We start from the raw sequence: 17,630 nt of genomic DNA, 5'->3' as shown, positions 1-17,630 counted from the left end.
ATTAAACAAAATAAAATAGTTATCTATTGTTTAAGCTTTCTTGTCCTATACTTTTAAACTTTATATTGAAAAATTTAGAAGAAAGAGCGAGTAATGCGTGAGATTTTGAAGAGAGATGGCACAAGACAAGAATTTGTAGCATATAAGATAGTAGATGCGATAAAAAAAGCATTTGCTAGCGAAAATTTAGCTTATGATGAGAAAGTTTTTACAAATGTTGTCCAAGATATCTTTCAAAAATCAAGCGCGATAACAGTCGAAGACATCCAAGATGCGATCGAAAAAGAGCTATTTAATAGCGGGTATTTCGACGTTTTAAAGAGCTTTATGCTCTACCGCCATACACACAAGCTTCAGCGTGAGCAAATTTTAGGCCTAAATGACGATACAACTTACATAAATTCAACTCAAACGATAAATGAGTATATAAACGGCACCGACTGGAGAATTTCTGCAAACTCAAACACAAGCTACTCAAACGCAGGCCTCATCAACAACACTGCTGGTAAAGTTATAGCAAACTACTGGCTAGACGCTGTTTATAGCAAAGAAGAGGGGCTAGCTCACAGAAATGGCGACTACCACATCCATGACCTTGACTGCCTTACAGGGTACTGCGCTGGCTGGAGCTTGCGAGCTTTGTTAAACGAGGGCTTTAACGGCGTTCGTGGCAGAGTTGAGAGTAAAGCGCCAAAGCATTTTAGAGAAGCGCTTTATCAAATGGCAAATTTCTTAGGAATTTTGCAAAGCGAGTGGGCGGGCGCTCAAGCGTTTTCTAGCTTTGACACCTACCTTGCGCCTTACGTTTTCAAAGATGATCTAAGCGACGCCGAGATCAAAAAGGCGATAACTAGCTTTATCTTTAACCTAAACGTCCCTGCGCGCTGGGGACAAAGCCCATTTACAAATGTCACTATCGACATCACTTGCCCAAGCGACCTAAGAGATCAGATCCCAACGAGCGATGATATACACCTCTTTACAAATGTAAAAGATGAAAAAATTTTGAAAAAAGCAAAGGAGCGTGGCAGAGAAAAACTAATCGATATGACTTATAAGGATTTCGAGCCTGAAATGGCACGCATAGACAAGGCTTTCTACGAGGTCTTAACAGCTGGCGACAAGTGCTCGCAGCCTTTTACATTTCCGATACCAACGGTAAATATCACAGAGGATTTTGATTGGGATAGCGAAGTGGCGGATGTACTCTTTGAAAACACCGCCAAAATGGGCTCAAGCTACTTTCAAAATTTTATCGGCTCACAATACACTTATGACGAAAATGGCAATAAGATAGAAAACGAAAAAGCCTACAAACCAGGACATGTTCGCTCTATGTGCTGCCGTTTGCAGCTTGATCTAAGAGAGCTTTTAAAACGAGGTGGTGGTCTTTTTGGTAGTGCTGAGATGACAGGCTCAATCGGCGTCGTCACTATAAATTTAGCTCGCCTAGGCTACAACTTCAAAGGTGATAAAGTCGCACTTTATAACAGGCTAAGCTATCTTTTAGACCTAGCTAAATCAACCCTAGAGAAGAAGCGCAAATTTATCCAAGAGATGTATGACAGAGGGCTTTATCCTTATACGGCTAGATATCTAAAGCACTTTAATAACCACTTTAGCACGATCGGTATAAATGGTATGAACGAGCTTCTTAGAAATTTCACAAATGATAAAGAGAATATCTCAACAAAATTTGGACGCGATTTTGCTATTGAGATGGTTGAGTTTTTGCGCGACAAGATAAGGACATTTCAAGAAGAGACTGGAAATTTATACAATCTTGAGGCGACTCCAGCTGAGGGCACAACATACCGCTTTGCCAAAGAGGATAAAAAGCGCTATCCAGACATTATCCAAGCAGGTGGTGGGGAGAATATTTACTATACAAACTCAACCCAGCTTCCAGCAAATTTTACAGATGATGCTTACGAGGCACTTGATTTGCAAGATGATCTTCAGACTTCATACACTGGTGGCACAGTATTTCACCTTTATATGAAAGAAAGGATTAGCTCACCTAAAGCTTGCAAAGAGCTTGTAAAGAGCATAATCTCAAATTATAAGCTTCCATACATCACGATAACGCCAGTATTTAGCGTTTGTTCAAAACATGGCTACATTGCTGGAGAGCATGAATTTTGTCCGCTTTGTGATGCAGAATTAATAGAAAAAGAGAAAAACAATTCCAAATAAGGAGAGGAAATGACAGAAAAAGAAATTTTAGAAAAAGTACAAGACAAACGCACAAAATGCGTAGTCTATACTCGTGTTATGGGTTATCATCGCCCAGTTGAGAGCTTTAACCTTGGTAAAAAAGGTGAGCATAAAGAGCGTATTAAATTTGATGAATACGCAAGTTGCTGCAAAAGATAATCACCGCAGCCAATAAAAATATAAAAAACTCAAATAAAAAAGGCACAATCTTCTGTGCCTTTTAAATCTCAAAAGGTCCATAAATTTGCATAAAGTCTTTAGTATAACGCCATTTACTACGCTTGATTATCCAGACAAAGTGGCTGCAGTAGTTTGGTTTGCAGGCTGTAATATGCGATGCGTGTATTGCTACAATATAGAAGTTGTAAATTCAAATGGCAATATAGAAATGGCTGAGGCTTGTAACTTTTTAGACCGCCGTATAGGCAAGCTAAATGGCATCGTCTTTAGCGGTGGCGAATGCACAGCAAATCCTTTGTTTTTAAAACTTGCAAGAGAGGTTAAGTCAAGAAATTTTTGTCTAAAGGTCGATACAAATGGCTCTCATATTGAGATTTTAAAAGAGGCGATAGGCGAAGGGCTGATTGACTATATCGCACTTGATTTTAAAGCGCCAAAAGAGAAATTTACGGGCGTAACTGGCTCAAATTTATATGAAAAATTTATTAGCACACTAAAATATCTACTTGAGATAAATTTTGATTTTGAAGTAAGAACAACCGTGCATGCAGATTTTTTAGATGAAACAGATATTTCTTTGATGTCTGAAATTCTTTATGACCTTGGATATAGAGGCAATTATTATTTGCAAAAATTCCTTAGCACAGGTGAAAATTTTGGAAATTTAGTTGATGCTAAAAGTAGCTTTGATCCGAAAAAAATCATCTCAAAACTTCCTATCAAACTAAGAAACTTTTAAATTTCTACTCATTATTTTTAACAAAAATTTTTGCTTTGCAAAACTATAATCATTAAAACTAATAAGGAGAAACTATGCAAAATTTTAGCTTTTTAAACCCTACAAAAATAGAATTTGGCAAAGATAAAGAGCAAAATATCGGCAGATACATGAAAGAATTTGGCGTTAAAAAGACGCTTATCATCTATGGCAGCGACAGGATCATGAAAAACGGACTTTTTGATGTCGCAGCAAAGAGCCTAAGTACAAATGGTATCGAGTTTTGCAAGATAGGCGGCGTGAAGTCAAATCCTGTGCTAAGCAAGGTAAATGAAGCTATAAATTTAGCTAAAAAGCAAGGTGTTGATAGCGTGCTAGCTATAGGCGGCGGCTCGGTGCTTGACACGGCAAAGGCTGTGGCCGCTGGAGTTAAATATAACGGCGACGTTTGGGACTTTTTTACCGGTAAAGATCCAAGCGAAGCGCTTATGATATTTGACATAATAACGCTTGCAGCAACTGGCTCAGAGATGAACGGCGGCTCGGTCGTCACAAATGAAGCCACGAAACAGAAATTTGCTATGCACGGAGCATGTCTTTACCCAAAAGTCTCAGTGGTAAACCCGCTGCTTCAAGCAAGCGTTAGCAAAGAGTACTTGGTCTATTCTGCTTCAGACATCATCGCTCACAGCATCGAGGGATACTTTACGGCGAGCGTTCAGCCTGAGATCATAAATTTATACATCGAAGCAAACATCAAAACCGTCATGAAAACAACAGAAATTTTACTAAAAGAGCCAGACAATTACGACGCTAGATGCGAGTTTGCTTGGGCTGCTACGATGGCGCTAAATGGCTTAACTTACGTTGGCACGGCTGGCTACTCATATCCAAATCACATGATCGAGCACGCCATAGGCGCGGTGGTTGATTGCGCGCACGGGGCTGGGCTAAGTGTAGTGATGCCAGCTTGGATGAAGTGGTATAAGAGTAGAAATTTAGAGGCATTTAAGCGCTTTGGCAAAGAAATTTTTGGCGTGGATGACGCAGACGCAGGCATAGAGAAGCTAAAAGAGTGGTTTAGCAAGATTGGCACACCTACAAGCCTTATAGAAATCGGAGTCGATGAGACAAATTTAGACGAGATAATGGCTTTAGTTTATGACTATGCCAAGGGCAGGGGCTTGGAGCAAATTTATACAAAAGAGGCAATAAGTGAAATTTTTGCCTTAGCGAGATAGAATTTATCTAAATTTTACAAAGGAAAGATATGAAAAAGATCGCCCTTATAGCAGGAGCCAGCGGCGCTGTGGGAAGTGAGATTTTAAAAAAATTATGTGCGAGCGAGCATTATAGTAAGGTTATCGCCCTTGCTAGGCATGAGCTAGAATTCACTCACGAAAAGCTTGAAGTAAAAGTAATAAATTTTGACGAGCTAAAAGATGAGGTGCCATTTATCGCTGATGATGTCTTTTGCGCGCTTGGTACGACGATGAAAGTGGCAAAGCACAAAGAGCAGTTTTACAAAGTCGATGTGACCTATCCGCTAAATTTTGCGAAATTTGGCTTGGAGTGCGGCGCAAAACGTTTTGTCTTGCTCTCGGCTGCAGGTGCAAATAGAAAGTCAGGCTCGTTTTACCTAAAGGCAAAAGGTCAAGCAGAAGCAAAGATAAAAGAGCTTGGATATAGCTCATTTCACGTCGTTAGGCTACCGCTTACCGAGGCTGAGAGGAAAGAATTTAGACTTGGCGAGTACATGGCGATAAAGGCGTTTAAATTTATCCCAAAAGGCTTTTTTGACGAGTATCGTCCGATGAGAGCGGCTGATATCGCTAAAGTGATCGTGCAAGTAGCGCAAGATGACCACAGCGAGGGCGTGAAAATTTATAGCCCGATGGAGTACGCGAAGTGAAAAGATACATCGCCATCACTGGAGCAAGCTCAGGCATAGGAGCGGCTGCGGCAATGGTATTTGCAAGGCGCGGAGAGAATTTGATCCTTATTGCTAGACGGGGCGAGCTTTTAGAGGAGCTAAAAAGCGAGATAACCAAATTTGCAAATGTCGATGTGGTGATAGAGATTTGTGATCTCTCAAAGCAAGAAAATACCCTTTCTCTTTGGCGTAATTTAGAAAAATATGAGCTAAAAGCACTTATAAACAACGCCGGTTTTGGCGACTATAATAAGGTCGGCGAGCAAAATTTAGACAAGATCACACAGATGATAAATTTAAATATCATCTCTCTTGTCACGCTCTCAACGCTCTTTACGAAAAAGTATAAGGACAAAGATACGCAGCTTATAAACATATCTTCGATAGGCGGCTACAAGATAGTGCCAAACGCCGTCACGTACTGCGCTAGCAAATTTTTCGTAAGTACCTTTAGTGAGGGACTTTACCACGAACTAGCACAAGATAAGCAGGCAAAGATGCAGGCAAAAGTGCTGGCCCCAGCTGCCACAAAGACAGAATTTGGCATGGTGGCAACTAGCAAAGAGAACTACGACTACGACAAAGCGTTTAAAAAGTATCATACGAGCGAGCAGATGGCGGAGTTTTTGCTTCGCCTTTATGATAGCCATTACTGCGTTGGCTCGGTCGATAGAGATAGCTTTGAGTTTAGCCTAAGTAAGCCAAAATTTGACTATGCGGTCAAATACGAGCCAAAAGATAACTAGGCGTTAAAGCCCTGGTAGCCTACGCCAAGGCTAGTAAAGCAAAAAGTAGGACAAAATAAAAAGGCAGATCATGAAAGGTGTTAGAGTTGCTATTTTAGGGGTTTGTTTGGTGGGCGCTTGCTTTGGAAATGAACTTAAATTTGATGAAAGCAAATTTGAGCTAAAAAGCGTGCAAGTTGGCGAGAGGACGCTTAAATTTAGAGCATATGAAGGCATAGTCTATGTGGCAAAGCCGGTTAGCGACTATCAGGTACTAAATTTTTATGTGCCAGAGGGTAAATTTAGCGACCAAAAGAGCGCTATCCTTATGCCAAACGCGATCGGCGGCTACATGAGCGCAATGCCACAAAAGCCAGAAATCCAAAACGAAAAGCCAAATGCCACTCTTGAAGCACTTCTTAGAGGTTATGTCGTGGCGAGCGTTGGCGCTAGAGGTAGGACGCTAAAAGATGGCGAGAAATTTATCGGCAAAGCGCCAGCTGCGATAGTCGATCTAAAAGCGGCCGTTAGATATCTTAAATTTAACGACAAATTTATGCCAGGCGACGCAAATAAGATCATCTCAAACGGCACGAGCGCGGGCGGCGCGATGTCGGCACTTCTTGGCGTTAGTGCGGGAGCAAAAGAGTATGAGCCATATCTTAAAGAGCTAGGCGCTGCGAAGGCGGACGATCAAATTTATGCCGCTTCAGCTTACTGCCCTGTGACAAATTTAGAGCATGAGGACGAGTCGTATGAGTGGATGTTTGGGGATTTGGATAAATTTGAAAGTATTGATTTTGCAAGTCTTGATGCAAGCTCTTTTAACGATAGAAGCAAAAAGCCAAAGATGATATCAGGCGAGCTAAACGCCACGCAAAAAGAGCTCTCACGCGAGCTAAAGAGTAAATTCCCAGCCTATCTAAACTCGCTAAATTTAAAAGACGCCAAAGGTCATGCGCTAAGCCTTGATGAAAATGGCGAGGGCAGTTTCAAAGAGTATATAAACACCCTTATTTCAAAGGCATTTACTGCTACAAAAAGCAGCGACAAAAGCACGCTCACGCCTAAATTTATAACTCTTGACACGCAGGGATGCTCGCTTGGATATACATTCAAATTTGAGGACTTCATCGCCTCGTTAAAACGTGCCAAAGCGGTGGTTGCCTTTGACGGCCTTGGGCTAGAAAATCCTGAAAACGGCCTTTTTGGCGATAGCAAAACGCCTGCAAAGCACTTTACTAAATTTGCAAAAGAGCGAAGTGGCGGCCAGATGGCAGAGGCTAGCGTCATAAAAATGATGAATGCGATGAACTACGCTAAAAACAAAAATGCAGCGAAATTTTACCGCATAAGGCAGGGCACAAACGACACCGACCTAGCCCTCGCCGTGCCTGCTATGCTTGCACTTTCGCTTAAAAATGCTGGCAAAGAGGTTGATTTCGAAGCGGTCTGGGGACAAGGTCACGGCGGCGACTACGATCTAGACGAGCTTTTTGCTTGGATGAAAAGAGTAGAGAATAGATAAATTTAAGGAGTTTTGATGATAAAAAAGCTATTTTTACTAGCGGTTTTGGCGGCTTTTGCCTTTGGGGCGGAGGCAAAAGTGAGCTTATATGAGCTGCTTTCAACGCCAAATAACAAGACTTTGCTAAAGCAGCTTGGCAGAGAAAATATCCTTAGCTCAAAGAGTGAGCCAGGCACACAGGCGATCTTTTTTGTAAGCGCAAAGAGCAAGCCAGAGCTATTTTACGTGCTTGAGTTTTACAAGGACGAGGTGGCTTATAAAAAGCATATAAGCTCGGCGCATTTTAAGAAATTTGCAAGCGCAAGCGCTGAAATTTTAGCTAGCAAAAAGGCTATAAGCTTGAAAAAAAGAGCTGCATTTTCTAAAAATTTAACGCCAGAGCGCCTAAAAGATGCCTACTTTCACATCACAAATTTAAGCCTTTTAGCAAAGAGCGATGCGAAATTTGAAAAGATCATCAAAAAATATATGCAAAAAAGCGTAGATGAGGGCGCTTACGCACAGTTTGCCTTTAGTCAAAAAGAGGCACCTAACAAGTGGGTGCTGGTTGAAATTTACAAAGACGAAGCTAGCTTTGAGAGCTACCACCACAGCGAAAACTACAAGGCTTACGCCAAAGAGCGAGCAGGGCTAATAGACGAATTTGACGGCTTTGGTCTTAATAATGAGACCTCATTTAGCAAGATAAAATTTTAGGAGATGTTATGAAGAAAATTTCATTTTTTTGCGCACTAGCACTCATTGGCAGCACGGCTTTTGCCCTTGATAGGGCAGGATGCGAGAGTTTAAAAGATGTGAAAATTTTAAACAACGAGATGATAGACGCGGTATGGAATGAGAGTGGCGAAGTATCAGCCGATAGGATGTCTGCGCTAACTGGTGGCAGTAAAAATAATATCAAAGCAAAGCCTCACTGTGTGGTGCATGGCAAACTCTATAAACGCACTGGAAGTGATGGCAAAGAGTATGCGATCGACTATGAGCTAAGGCTACCAGAGCAGTGGAATGAGAAATTTTTATTTCAAGGCGGGGGCGGTATGGACGGCTTTGTAGCGCCTGCTCTTGGTGCGGTGCCGATACGCACAAGCACAGCCACGCCAGCACTTCTTAGAGGCTACGCGGTCGTTACAACAAACTCAGGACACCCAGAGCCAACGGCTGAGTTTGGGCTAGATCAGCAAGCAAGGCTAGACTACGCCTATCAGGCGATCGGAAAGGTCGCAGACGCATCTAAGCAAATTTTAGCCGCCGCATACGCCAAAAAGCCAAAACATAGCTACTTCATGGGCTGCTCAAATGGCGGCAGGGCAGCACTCATAGCAGCACAGCGCTATCCGCTAGAATTTGACGGTGTCATCGCTGCAAACCCTGGCTTTAGGCTATCTCGCGCGGCGATCGCTCAGCAGTGGGACAATCAAGCCCTTATGAAGATAGCTCCGAAAAATGAAAAAGGTGAGAAAATTTTTGCAAATGCCCTAACTAAGGACGATCTTGAGAAGCTAAGTCACGCCGTACTAGAAAAATGTGACGCTTTAGACGGACTAAAGGATGGGATCATAAATGCTTGGGAGGCGTGCAAATTTGATCCAAAAAGTCTAAATTTAGCAAAGCAAAAGATAGAGGCGATCGAAAAAATCTTTAACGGAGCCAAAAACAGCAAGGGCGAGCAAATTTATAGCGGCTGGTTTTACGACTCAGGCGTGAGCGCTGAGGGCTGGAGACAGTGGAAGCTAGGCGACTCGCAAAGCGCTAAGCCAAACGCTAGAAATATCACGCTTTCAAGCGGTTCGGTGAATTACTACTTTTTAACGCCAGCGCAGCCAAATTTTGACACAATAAATTTTGACTTTGACAAAGACACGCCAAAGACTTTCGAGACTGCGGCGATAAATGACGCTATCTCAACAAGCCTTAGCACATTTAGCGCAAATGGCGGCAAGCTCATAATAGTAACTGGCGTCTCAGACCCAGTCTTCTCAGCAAAAGATCAAAGGGATTGGTTTAAAAAGCTAGAGGCTGATAATGAAAATAGCCAAAATTTCGCGGCATTTTTTGCACTACCTGGGATGAACCACTGCGGTGGCGGCAACGGCATAGATGACGTCGATCCGCTTAGTGCGCTTGAAGCGTGGCACGAAAAGGGCGAAGCGCCAAAGAGTATGCTAGCTAAGAGCAAGACCTACGCTGGCAAGGAATTTTTAGTGTGTGCCTATCCAAAGGTGGCTACTTACGTGGGTGGCGACGCTAGCAAGGCAAGTAGCTTTGTTTGCAAGTAAATTTAAGGAGTAAAAATGAGTGAAATTTTAGTCGTATCAGGTCATACCGACCTTGAAAATTCCTTTGCAAATAAGATTATATTGGGCGAGCTAAAAAAGTACTTGCCAGAGGCTAAATTTGACATACTAAGCGAGCTTTATAAAAACTACGTGATAGACGTAAAAGCCGAGCAAGAAAAGCTAGTAAAGGCTTATGTGATCGTGCTTGTTTATCCATTTTTCTGGTACGGCGTGCCATCGCTTTTACAAAAGTGGCTTGAAGATGTGCTAGTTCATGGCTTCTCTCATGGTAGCAGCGGAGATAAGCTACGGGGTAAAAAGCTGGTACTTTCATTTACTTCTGGCTCGCCTGAGGAGCTTTATAAAAAAGAGGCGCTTCAGCGATACGAGATAGAGGAGTTTTTACCGCCGCTTAAGGCGTTAGCAAATATGTGTGGGATGGATTTTGCAGGATATGTTTATAGCGGAGGGCTATCATATCAGAGTAGGCACGATGAGGCAAAGCTTGCTTTGATGAGGCAAAAGGCGCTTGATCATGCAAAGAGGCTAGAGGAGCTGATAGGTAAAATTTCATGATACCGGCGAAATTTTATAGATATGTTTTTGCGTTTATAATGTCAGCATTTATGGCGTTTTTTATGTCATTTGTGCTGACATATCTAAACCTTGGTTTTATTGATGGCTTTGTTAAAATTTGGCTAACTGCTTACGTAAAAGCCTTTGTGGTAGCGTATCCTGTGCTTTTGCTAGTCTCTCCATTTGTAACAAAACTCACACAAATTTTATGCAAAAAATAAAATAATAATATACGTTATCAATAAAAATTATTATTTACTTATTTTAATTATTTGGTTATAATCCGATCAAAATTTATCAAAATAGGAGTCAAAATGAGACAGTACGAAACATACAAATGCGAAAAATGCGGCAACGAGATCGAGGTGCAAAAGGTTGGCGGCGGTACACTAACCTGTTGCGGTGAAGAGATGAAATGCGTGACTGAAAATTTAACAGCTGTAAATTTGATGAAGGCATTTGCTGGCGAGTCACAAGCTAGAAATAAGTATGAGCTTTATGGCGATCTAGCCAAAGAAGCAGGCTATCATGCAATAGCTAGACACTTTTACGAGGCAGCTGAAAATGAAAAATGGCATGCAAGAGCAGAGTTTAAAAAATATCACGAGCTAATGAATGATCCAATCGATAAGATGGATAAAAATTTACTTGATGCGGCAGCTGGTGAAAACTACGAGCATACGACGATGTATCCAGACTTTGCAAAGATCGCAAAAGAAGAAGAGCTAAGAGATGTTGAAAGGCTATTTAACGCGATCGGTAAGGTCGAGGTTGAGCATGAAAGAGAGTATTTAGAGCTTAAAAAGATGCTTGATGAAGAGGGCTTTTTTGAGAGCGATGAAGAAGATATCTGGGTTTGCGAGGTGTGCGGACACGTTCATAGAGGCAAAAAAGCTCCAGGTGCTTGCCCACTTTGCAAAGCTCCAAAAGAGTATTTTAAACGCGAATTTCTAGGCTAAAAGCCAAAATAGTCAAGGTGTTTGCCTTGACTATTAATTTAAGTCATAAAATATTATAAAAATGATACAATCCTTTCAAATTTTCACAAGGAGAAAGAGATGAAAAAATCACTTTTAGTTTTAGCTACTCTTGGCTTTGCACTAAGCCTAAACGCTGCAGATCTTACAGATACTTGCAAGTCTTACTTCTCAGACATCGACAAAATGGTCGAAGCTTACAAACAAGCTGGTCAAGAGCAACAAGTAAAAATGTATGAGGATCAAAAGAAACAATCAATGGATCAACTAGCTTCTTTACCAAAAGAGCAACAAGACGCTACTTGCAAACAAGCTAAAGAGATGTTTGCTCAAGTAATGGATCAAATGAAAAAACAAGGTCTTTTAAAATAAATTTTTATGGCTAGTTTTTCTAGCCATATCCTAATCCTCTTTTTCTAATTCGTTATTTACACCGATCTCTTTTACTTCTATATCTTTTTGATCGTCTGGAGACAAGCGTTTAAAATTTTCAAGTCTACTAACAAGACCATCTCTACCACTAAAACTTGATGCAAGGGCGTTAAAATGTTTATTTGCAGTATTTAGTGTATTGCTAAGTCTATTCATATGCTCGGCCACATTGCGGACTTTATCATAAATTTTAATCGCACTCTTTACGATATTTTTGGCCTCTTCATTGCCACGCTCTATGCGCCATAAATTTGCCACTGTGCGAAGAATAGGCATAAGCGTAGTGTGAGATACTAGTATTACGCGCTTTTGAAATGCGTAGTCAAAAAGTGAACTATCAAATTTCATAGCCTCGATATATGCTGGCTCAATTGGTATAAACATCAATACAAAATCAGGACTATCAGGTACGATCTCACCGTAATTTTTACTATTTAAGCCATCTATGTGATTTTTCATAGAAGCAATATGCTCTTTCAATGCTAAATTTAGCTCCTCTTCGTTGCTAGCTGTGATAGCCTTTTCGTAAGCTATAAGTGAGACTTTAGAATCAACTATTAGATGCTTGCCATCTGGTATCTTTACTATAAAATCAGGAATAAGACGTTTGCCTTCTTCGTTCTTGAAATTTTGCTGTGTCAAGTAATGCTCATCTTTTATAAGTCCAGAAGCCTCAAATGTGCGTTCAAGCTGTATTTCACCCCAGTTTCCAAGTGTTTTATTGCTACCTTTTAGTGCAGTGGCTAGTGAGTTTGCCTCTTTTGACATTGAGATACCAATTTCACCTATGTGCTTAATCTGCGTTCCTAGCGCGCTCATGCCTTTAACTGATTCGTCATGGACTGCATTTACGCGCTCTTGAAAGGTTGAAATTTGCTCCTTTAGCGGCTTTAGTAAAAGATCTAAAGAATTTTGGCTATTTTGTGTGAAATTTGCACTTTTTTCTTCAAATATTTTATTTGCAAGATTAGAAAATTCTAAATTTAACTCATTTTTTACTTTTAATAAATTTGCCTCTTGCTCTTTTAGGCTATTTTCTTTTGCTTCTATTTCATTTCTAAGCACGGCCATATCACGTTTTAATCTATTTTCTCTCTCATTTGCTTCAGCTAAAGCATTTTTATTTTGATTTAGCTCAGCTAGTGTTGCAGTGAAATTTGCCTCGTTATTCTTGGCCCTTTCATTTGCTGTACCGATACTCTCTTTAAGCTCGTTTATCACGCGCTCCATCGCATCTTCAGCTTCATCTTTTTGTGCTATTTTGGTTTTTAGCGCATCGATCTCACTGATAAGCTCGTCTATTCGCTCGTGATTTGACATAAGCCTTGCTTTTTGCTCGCTGATTAGCTGTAGATTTTCACTATTTTTAGATACTAAATTTGTTAGATTTGATGAAATCTCAAAATTTTCTTGCTCTTTTTGCGCCAAATTTCTCTTTAGCTCAAGTTTGTCTCTATTAAATGAATAGATGACAAATATCGCAATCAAAAATAGTACTCCTAAAAATATGGCAGCATAAAAATAAAAATCTTGTTGCATTTGGTATCCTTAAAAAGTGAAGAAATCTTAATATTTTTACAAAAGCAAAGAGGCCACTCCTTGCTTTATAGTAAATTTTTATGCTTCTAGCACTGCCCCGTTGCTTGCGTTTGTGACTAGTTTGCGGTATTGTCTTAGCCAGCGAGATGTTAGCGGTTTATCAACTGGCTTAAATTCCGCTCTTCTCTTTGCGATCTCGGCTTCGCTTAGGCGAACGTTTATCTCGTATTTATCGACGTCTATATCGATGATGTCGCCATCTTTTAGCAAGCCTATCATGCCGCCTTCAGCCGCTTCTGGGCTTACGTGGCCGATACTTAGACCTCTTGTCGCCCCGCTAAAGCGACCATCTGTGATGAGTGCCACATCTGCGCCAAGGCCTCGTCCCATGATGAGTGAAGTAGGACTTAGCATCTCTTGCATGCCAGGGCCTCCGCGTGGACCTTCGTAGCGGATGACGACGACATCGCCTTTATCTACTTTGCCACTTGAGATGCCAGCTATTGCTTCATCTTGTGAGTTAAAGCAGACCGCTTTGCCGCTAAATTTACGCTCACCAACGATACCAGCCGTCTTGATGACACAGCCTTGCTCGGCTAAATTTCCAAACAAAATGGCAAGTCCGCCAACTTGTGAATAGGCGTTTTCTACCTTGTGAATGATGCTTTCATCTTTGATGTCACTTATCTTTACACGCTCTCCCAGAGTTTCGCCACTAACTGTGAGATTATCCAAATTTAGCATGCCATTATCTCTGCGCGAAATTTCTTTTATAACTGCATTCATGCCACCAGCTCTGCCGATGTCCTCCATGTGCACATTTGGTAAGCTTGGGCTGATCTTAGCGATGTGAGCGATATTTTGGCTGATTTTATTTAGCTCTTTGATATCTAAATTTACGCCAGCCTCTCTTGAGATGGCTAGCATGTGAAGGACGGTGTTACTGCTGCCGCCCATCGCCATATCAACGACAAGCGCGTTGCGGATCGCTTTTTCATTTAGTATGTTTCTTATCTTAAATTTCTCATCAAGAGCGATCTGGCAGATCCTGCGAGCAGCCTGTCTAATAAGCTCCTCACGCTCTGGGGTTAGCGCTAGGATAGTGCCGTTGCCAGGGAGTGCTATGCCCATCGCTTCACAAAGTGTGTTCATAGAATTTGCCGTAAACATACCGCTACAGCTGCCACCACTTGGACATGCGTTGCACTCGATATCTTTTAGCTCGGCCTCGTCTATCTCTTTGGTCTCAAATTTACCAACTGCCTCAAACGCAGTCGCAAGATCTATCGGCTTGCCATCTTTTGTGTAGCCTTTTTTCATTGGGCCACCGCTTACAAACACGGTTGGTACATTTACTCTTAAAGCGCCCATAACCATGCCAGGGACGATCTTGTCGCAGTTTGGCATACAAACAAGTGCGTCAAGCGCGTGAGCGTTCATCACAGTTTCTATCGAGTTTGCGATGATTTCGCGGCTAGGCAAGCTATATAGCATGCCGCCATGCCCCATTGCTATACCGTCATCCACGCCGATACAGTTAAACTCAAATGGAATACAGCCATTTTTGCGAATTTCATCTTTTAAAATTTGTGCATATTTATTTAAGAAAAAGTGGCCTGGAATGATCTCTATAAAGCTGTTTGCAACGCCGATAAAGGGTTTAGCAAAGTCATCGTCTTTTAGTCCAGTCGCACGTAAAAGTGAGCGGTGTGGGGCTCTTGTGTAGCCTTTTTTGATTATGTCGCTTCTCAAATTTGATCCTTTTTTAAAATTTGAGAGGATTTTATCACATATAAAGTATCAAAGATTTTAAAAAATTTTTGCAAATTTAAAAATTTTTTTATTACATAAATAACACATTAAATTTGTAAAATTTATCCAAAAAGGATGAGCTAAATAGCTACGAAATTTCGGTAATTTTAATCAAAGCAGTATGCAAAATAATAACGTAAAAATATTATCAATGTGTTATAAATATTGATTTATAGGGCTTTATTGTACTCTGGTACAATTTACAAGACTTATGAAAATTTATACAATGCGATAAATTTTTTTAACAAGGATGAGAAAATGATCGCAAAAACAGAGGGCATAAAAGTGATGCCAATGCAAACTAAAATTTTAAATTCTGGCGCAAACTTTTATGAAAATAACTTCACAAATACAACTTTAATTTTTCCTTTTTACGCGAAGAAGTAAAACAACTTCTAATCTCCAAAACAAGAGCGATTTAGCTTTTATTTTAAATTTAATTTATAGTTAAGAGAGTTTTATATGCAAAGTGAAAAAACAGAAATTTTACTTGATGAAGTGAATGAAACAATAGATTCGATATTTAGAACCTGTAATAAAAATGGTGGAACAAAGAAAGCTTTGGAAAATAGAAAGCTAAATAAAGAAATTTTGAAAGATAAATTTGCATCGATCTTTTTAAAATTTGATCAGATAGACGATGATAATTTTAAAAGCATAGTTCTTGCAAGTGATGAAACAAAAGAGCTAAGCGATATGGTAAAAGCATTTGAAGCTGATAAAGATATAGACTTGCCAGAGCTAGAGCGAGCGATAAATTTTAACCTTACTAGAATCAAAGAAGCAATCTATAAATTTCAAAACAACAACTAAAAGCTGGTGCGAGAAAAATCTCACACCAGATACTGCTAATAACTAAATACCTCCGGATTAATAACCATCGCCCTATAAGCAACATCATCTCTTGAAGCAGAGTCCACATCCATCTCAAATTTGATCTCATTTGTCTTTGGATCGATCTCAACTAAGACCATTTTGATAGTCTTATCAGGACGGAGCAAATTTACATTTGAGCTTGAGATGAAATAGGTGTTTTTATCCTTTTGCCACTCGACGTTGCTAGTAACTGCGCTATAAAAGTCAAAGCCACGCTCCTTGCCAAACTGCCAAGTTTGTTCAACCGTGCCCTTTTTCTCATCTATCTTGTACTCAACCGCGCGGGAGTATTTATCCTCTTTAAAGGCTGGCTGCTCCATGCCCCTTGCGTCGCCATTGTCAAATACACTTAGGTGTTTTATGCTGCCTTTGTTGTCGTATCTTGGCGTTAGCCATGCAGTGTGCTGAGTCCATGACCAGTCAAATTCGCCCTCGCATTTTGAGTTTTCGCATTTTATCTTATTGCCTTTGCTATCGACTGGAGTTAGCACTTTGGCTTTAAATTCCTCACTCCAGCCCTCAGACGAAGCTAATATCCATTTTACTTTTTTATCACGTCCTATTTTTACGATGCCTTGGTGACGAAGTGAAAGGATGATACTATCGTCGCTCTCATCATATGAGATAGAGTTTACGTGAGCCCAGTTTCTACCTGTGCCAGTAGAGGTGATGTCGCCAAATGGCTGATCGTCGCTTATCTTGATCTCTTTTGCGTCCATATCGATATTTAGGCAAACAGCTCTTGCATCAAGCGCTTTTATGAGGTTGCTGCGGTAGACATTATTGCCAAAAATTTCATTTAGATCCCACTCTTCGACCACCTTACCGGTGCTATCGACCTCGATGATGTGGTCTCTTATAGTGTGAGAAATTTTGCCATCTTTATGGTGGTAGTTGTATTTTCCAACCCTAAGAAGTGCGTGATCGTCTTTTAATGGCATAACTTCATGGCTTAGATCGATGTAGCCTCTTGGAAGCGGGCGATTATAAATTTCTTTTCCCATAAGGTCATATCTTAGATATCTTTGAGCCATACCAAAGCTGATATCGCCATTTTTTAGCTGATGAAAGCCCATCATCATGCCTCCATCCATCACTCTTCTCTCACTGCGATCATAAAATTTCTGATAGTCAAGATACCATCTGACCTCACCTTTGGTATCTACGATGTAGTTTTCGGTAAAGTCGTTCCAGCTAGCAGCTCCACCATTCTTCCAATCAAGTGGTTTATAGACGCTTGTGATCGTGTTATTTATGAGATAGAGCCTGTTTTTAAAGGCAGGATCGACCTTTTTGACGCGAGTCTTTTGCATGTGAGAAAATCTAAAATCACGGCTATATGTGACGATAGGCTGGGCGTAAATTTTATATGTTTCTACCTTTTTAGCTCCGTTAAATGTGTAGCTAAGCACGACCTCGTTTAGATAGTCAGGATAAAGGCCCCAAATAGGCACACCATCATGCGTAAGCAAAGCATGCTCTGAGACGTTGTAGTCGATATCGATACCACCATCTGGCTTGCCTTTTACTTTGACGTGGATATCTTTGATATCTTTGCCAGCTCTATCGATGATAGCAGTTAGAGGCGATACGTCGTAAGGATTTATAAAGACTGATCCAAGCTCACCTTGAACCTTTACGTGATGAGCCAGGACTCCAGCCTCTAGTGGCGTGATACCTACACTAAGACCACTAACCAAAACAGCCGCAAGGGCAACAGAACCTAAGAAATTCTTGCTCATTTTCGCTCCCTTAATAAAATTTAATGATATCTTACTACCCAAATTTCACACAGAACTAACGCTTATATGAAAAGTGGCTTAAATAAATTTATAAAAGAG

General features: G+C 40.7%; 16 protein-coding genes and 1 pseudogene. 14 read left to right on the top strand and 3 right to left on the bottom strand.

All coding sequences use genetic code 11. The features are described 5' to 3' along the window. Positions 1–93 precede the first annotated feature (93 nt). The 12 genes and pseudogenes from F3G66_RS07760 (at position 94) to F3G66_RS07700 (ending at position 11,502) form a co-directional block, all read left to right on the top strand. Positions 94–2,376, top strand: a pseudogene (locus F3G66_RS07760) (ribonucleoside triphosphate reductase). 85 nt (positions 2,377–2,461) lie between these two features. Then, positions 2,462–3,136: an anaerobic ribonucleoside-triphosphate reductase activating protein gene (locus F3G66_RS07750; protein WP_149707713.1), complete on the top strand. Its 675-nt coding sequence runs from the start codon at positions 2,462–2,464 to the stop codon at positions 3,134–3,136. A gap of 74 nt (positions 3,137–3,210) precedes the next feature. Beyond that, positions 3,211–4,356, top strand: coding sequence for an iron-containing alcohol dehydrogenase (locus tag F3G66_RS07745; protein ID WP_149707712.1), 1,146 nt, complete (start codon positions 3,211–3,213; stop codon positions 4,354–4,356). A 29-nt stretch (positions 4,357–4,385) separates the two neighbouring features. Continuing rightward, complete coding sequence (locus tag F3G66_RS07740; RefSeq protein ID WP_149707711.1) at positions 4,386–5,027, top strand: NAD(P)H-binding protein; 642 nt, start codon at positions 4,386–4,388, stop codon at positions 5,025–5,027. Further along, positions 5,024–5,794: an SDR family NAD(P)-dependent oxidoreductase gene (locus F3G66_RS07735; protein WP_149707710.1), complete on the top strand. Its 771-nt coding sequence runs from the start codon at positions 5,024–5,026 to the stop codon at positions 5,792–5,794. Before F3G66_RS07740 ends, F3G66_RS07735 begins: the two co-directional genes overlap by 4 nt. A 70-nt stretch (positions 5,795–5,864) precedes the next feature. Further along, positions 5,865–7,301, top strand: coding sequence for a subtype B tannase (locus tag F3G66_RS07730; protein WP_149707709.1), 1,437 nt, complete (start codon positions 5,865–5,867; stop codon positions 7,299–7,301). 15 nt (positions 7,302–7,316) lie between these two features. After that, the gene (locus F3G66_RS07725) at positions 7,317–7,997 is read left to right on the top strand and encodes a putative quinol monooxygenase (protein ID WP_149707708.1); all 681 of its coding nucleotides are present in this window, start codon (positions 7,317–7,319) and stop codon (positions 7,995–7,997) included. 8 nt (positions 7,998–8,005) lie between these two features. Next, positions 8,006–9,577: a tannase/feruloyl esterase family alpha/beta hydrolase gene (locus F3G66_RS07720; RefSeq protein WP_149707707.1), complete on the top strand. Its 1,572-nt coding sequence runs from the start codon at positions 8,006–8,008 to the stop codon at positions 9,575–9,577. A 15-nt stretch (positions 9,578–9,592) separates the two neighbouring features. Next, positions 9,593–10,153, top strand: a complete 561-nt coding sequence (locus tag F3G66_RS07715) for an NAD(P)H-dependent oxidoreductase (RefSeq protein WP_149707706.1) — start codon at positions 9,593–9,595, stop codon at positions 10,151–10,153. Further along, entirely contained in the window at positions 10,150–10,374 is a 225-nt protein-coding gene (locus tag F3G66_RS07710) for a DUF2798 domain-containing protein (RefSeq protein WP_149707705.1), read from the top strand. Before F3G66_RS07715 ends, F3G66_RS07710 begins: the two co-directional genes overlap by 4 nt. Before the next feature lie 93 nt (positions 10,375–10,467). Further along, positions 10,468–11,112, top strand: a complete 645-nt coding sequence (locus F3G66_RS07705; protein WP_021091887.1) for a ferritin family protein — start codon at positions 10,468–10,470, stop codon at positions 11,110–11,112. Positions 11,113–11,211: 99 nt separating this feature from the next. Further along, on the top strand, positions 11,212–11,502 hold the full coding sequence (locus F3G66_RS07700) for a DUF5339 domain-containing protein (protein WP_002940734.1): 291 nt from the start codon (positions 11,212–11,214) through the stop codon (positions 11,500–11,502). A 30-nt stretch (positions 11,503–11,532) separates the two neighbouring features. Here the strand turns inward: F3G66_RS07700 and F3G66_RS07695 are convergent, their stop codons facing one another. Further along, the gene (locus F3G66_RS07695) at positions 11,533–13,101 is read right to left on the bottom strand and encodes a DNA recombination protein RmuC (protein ID WP_149707704.1); all 1,569 of its coding nucleotides are present in this window, start codon (positions 13,099–13,101) and stop codon (positions 11,533–11,535) included. A 78-nt stretch (positions 13,102–13,179) separates the two neighbouring features. Next, positions 13,180–14,853: a dihydroxy-acid dehydratase gene (gene ilvD / locus F3G66_RS07690; protein ID WP_149707703.1), complete on the bottom strand. Its 1,674-nt coding sequence runs from the start codon at positions 14,851–14,853 to the stop codon at positions 13,180–13,182. Positions 14,854–15,096: 243 nt separating this feature from the next. On the opposite strand from ilvD, the gene F3G66_RS07685 reads away from it, so the two are divergent. Continuing rightward, positions 15,097–15,300: a hypothetical protein gene (locus tag F3G66_RS07685; RefSeq protein WP_141089774.1), complete on the top strand. Its 204-nt coding sequence runs from the start codon at positions 15,097–15,099 to the stop codon at positions 15,298–15,300. Between the two features lie 75 nt (positions 15,301–15,375). After that, on the top strand, positions 15,376–15,726 hold the full coding sequence (locus F3G66_RS07680; protein WP_103603823.1) for a hypothetical protein: 351 nt from the start codon (positions 15,376–15,378) through the stop codon (positions 15,724–15,726). A 35-nt stretch (positions 15,727–15,761) separates the two neighbouring features. Here the strand turns inward: F3G66_RS07680 and F3G66_RS07675 are convergent, their stop codons facing one another. Beyond that, positions 15,762–17,531, bottom strand: coding sequence for an aryl-sulfate sulfotransferase (locus F3G66_RS07675; protein ID WP_149707702.1), 1,770 nt, complete (start codon positions 17,529–17,531; stop codon positions 15,762–15,764). Positions 17,532–17,630: the final 99 nt, after the last annotated feature.

The organism is Campylobacter concisus (genome assembly GCF_902460665.1).
Lineage (GTDB): Bacteria > Campylobacterota > Campylobacteria > Campylobacterales > Campylobacteraceae > Campylobacter_A > Campylobacter_A concisus_AL.
The sequence above is the reverse complement of the archived record's forward strand: the minus strand, read 5'-3'. Positions and strand labels throughout refer to the sequence as shown.

What these genes read in the sequence shown, in the direction of transcription:
- F3G66_RS07675 (WP_149707702.1), bottom strand. Translation starts at nt 17,531, where the DNA reads ATGAGCAAGAATTTCTTAGGTTCTGTTGCCCTTGCGGCTGTTTTGGTT.
- F3G66_RS07695 (WP_149707704.1), bottom strand. Translation starts at nt 13,101, where the DNA reads ATGCAACAAGATTTTTATTTTTATGCTGCCATATTTTTAGGAGTACTA.
- F3G66_RS07725 (WP_149707708.1), top strand. Translation starts at nt 7,317, where the DNA reads ATGATAAAAAAGCTATTTTTACTAGCGGTTTTGGCGGCTTTTGCCTTT.
- F3G66_RS07700 (WP_002940734.1), top strand. Translation starts at nt 11,212, where the DNA reads ATGAAAAAATCACTTTTAGTTTTAGCTACTCTTGGCTTTGCACTAAGC.
- F3G66_RS07745 (WP_149707712.1), top strand. Translation starts at nt 3,211, where the DNA reads ATGCAAAATTTTAGCTTTTTAAACCCTACAAAAATAGAATTTGGCAAA.
- F3G66_RS07715 (WP_149707706.1), top strand. Translation starts at nt 9,593, where the DNA reads ATGAGTGAAATTTTAGTCGTATCAGGTCATACCGACCTTGAAAATTCC.
- F3G66_RS07740 (WP_149707711.1), top strand. Translation starts at nt 4,386, where the DNA reads ATGAAAAAGATCGCCCTTATAGCAGGAGCCAGCGGCGCTGTGGGAAGT.
- F3G66_RS07730 (WP_149707709.1), top strand. Translation starts at nt 5,865, where the DNA reads ATGAAAGGTGTTAGAGTTGCTATTTTAGGGGTTTGTTTGGTGGGCGCT.
- F3G66_RS07680 (WP_103603823.1), top strand. Translation starts at nt 15,376, where the DNA reads ATGCAAAGTGAAAAAACAGAAATTTTACTTGATGAAGTGAATGAAACA.
- F3G66_RS07705 (WP_021091887.1), top strand. Translation starts at nt 10,468, where the DNA reads ATGAGACAGTACGAAACATACAAATGCGAAAAATGCGGCAACGAGATC.
- F3G66_RS07720 (WP_149707707.1), top strand. Translation starts at nt 8,006, where the DNA reads ATGAAGAAAATTTCATTTTTTTGCGCACTAGCACTCATTGGCAGCACG.
- F3G66_RS07710 (WP_149707705.1), top strand. Translation starts at nt 10,150, where the DNA reads ATGATACCGGCGAAATTTTATAGATATGTTTTTGCGTTTATAATGTCA.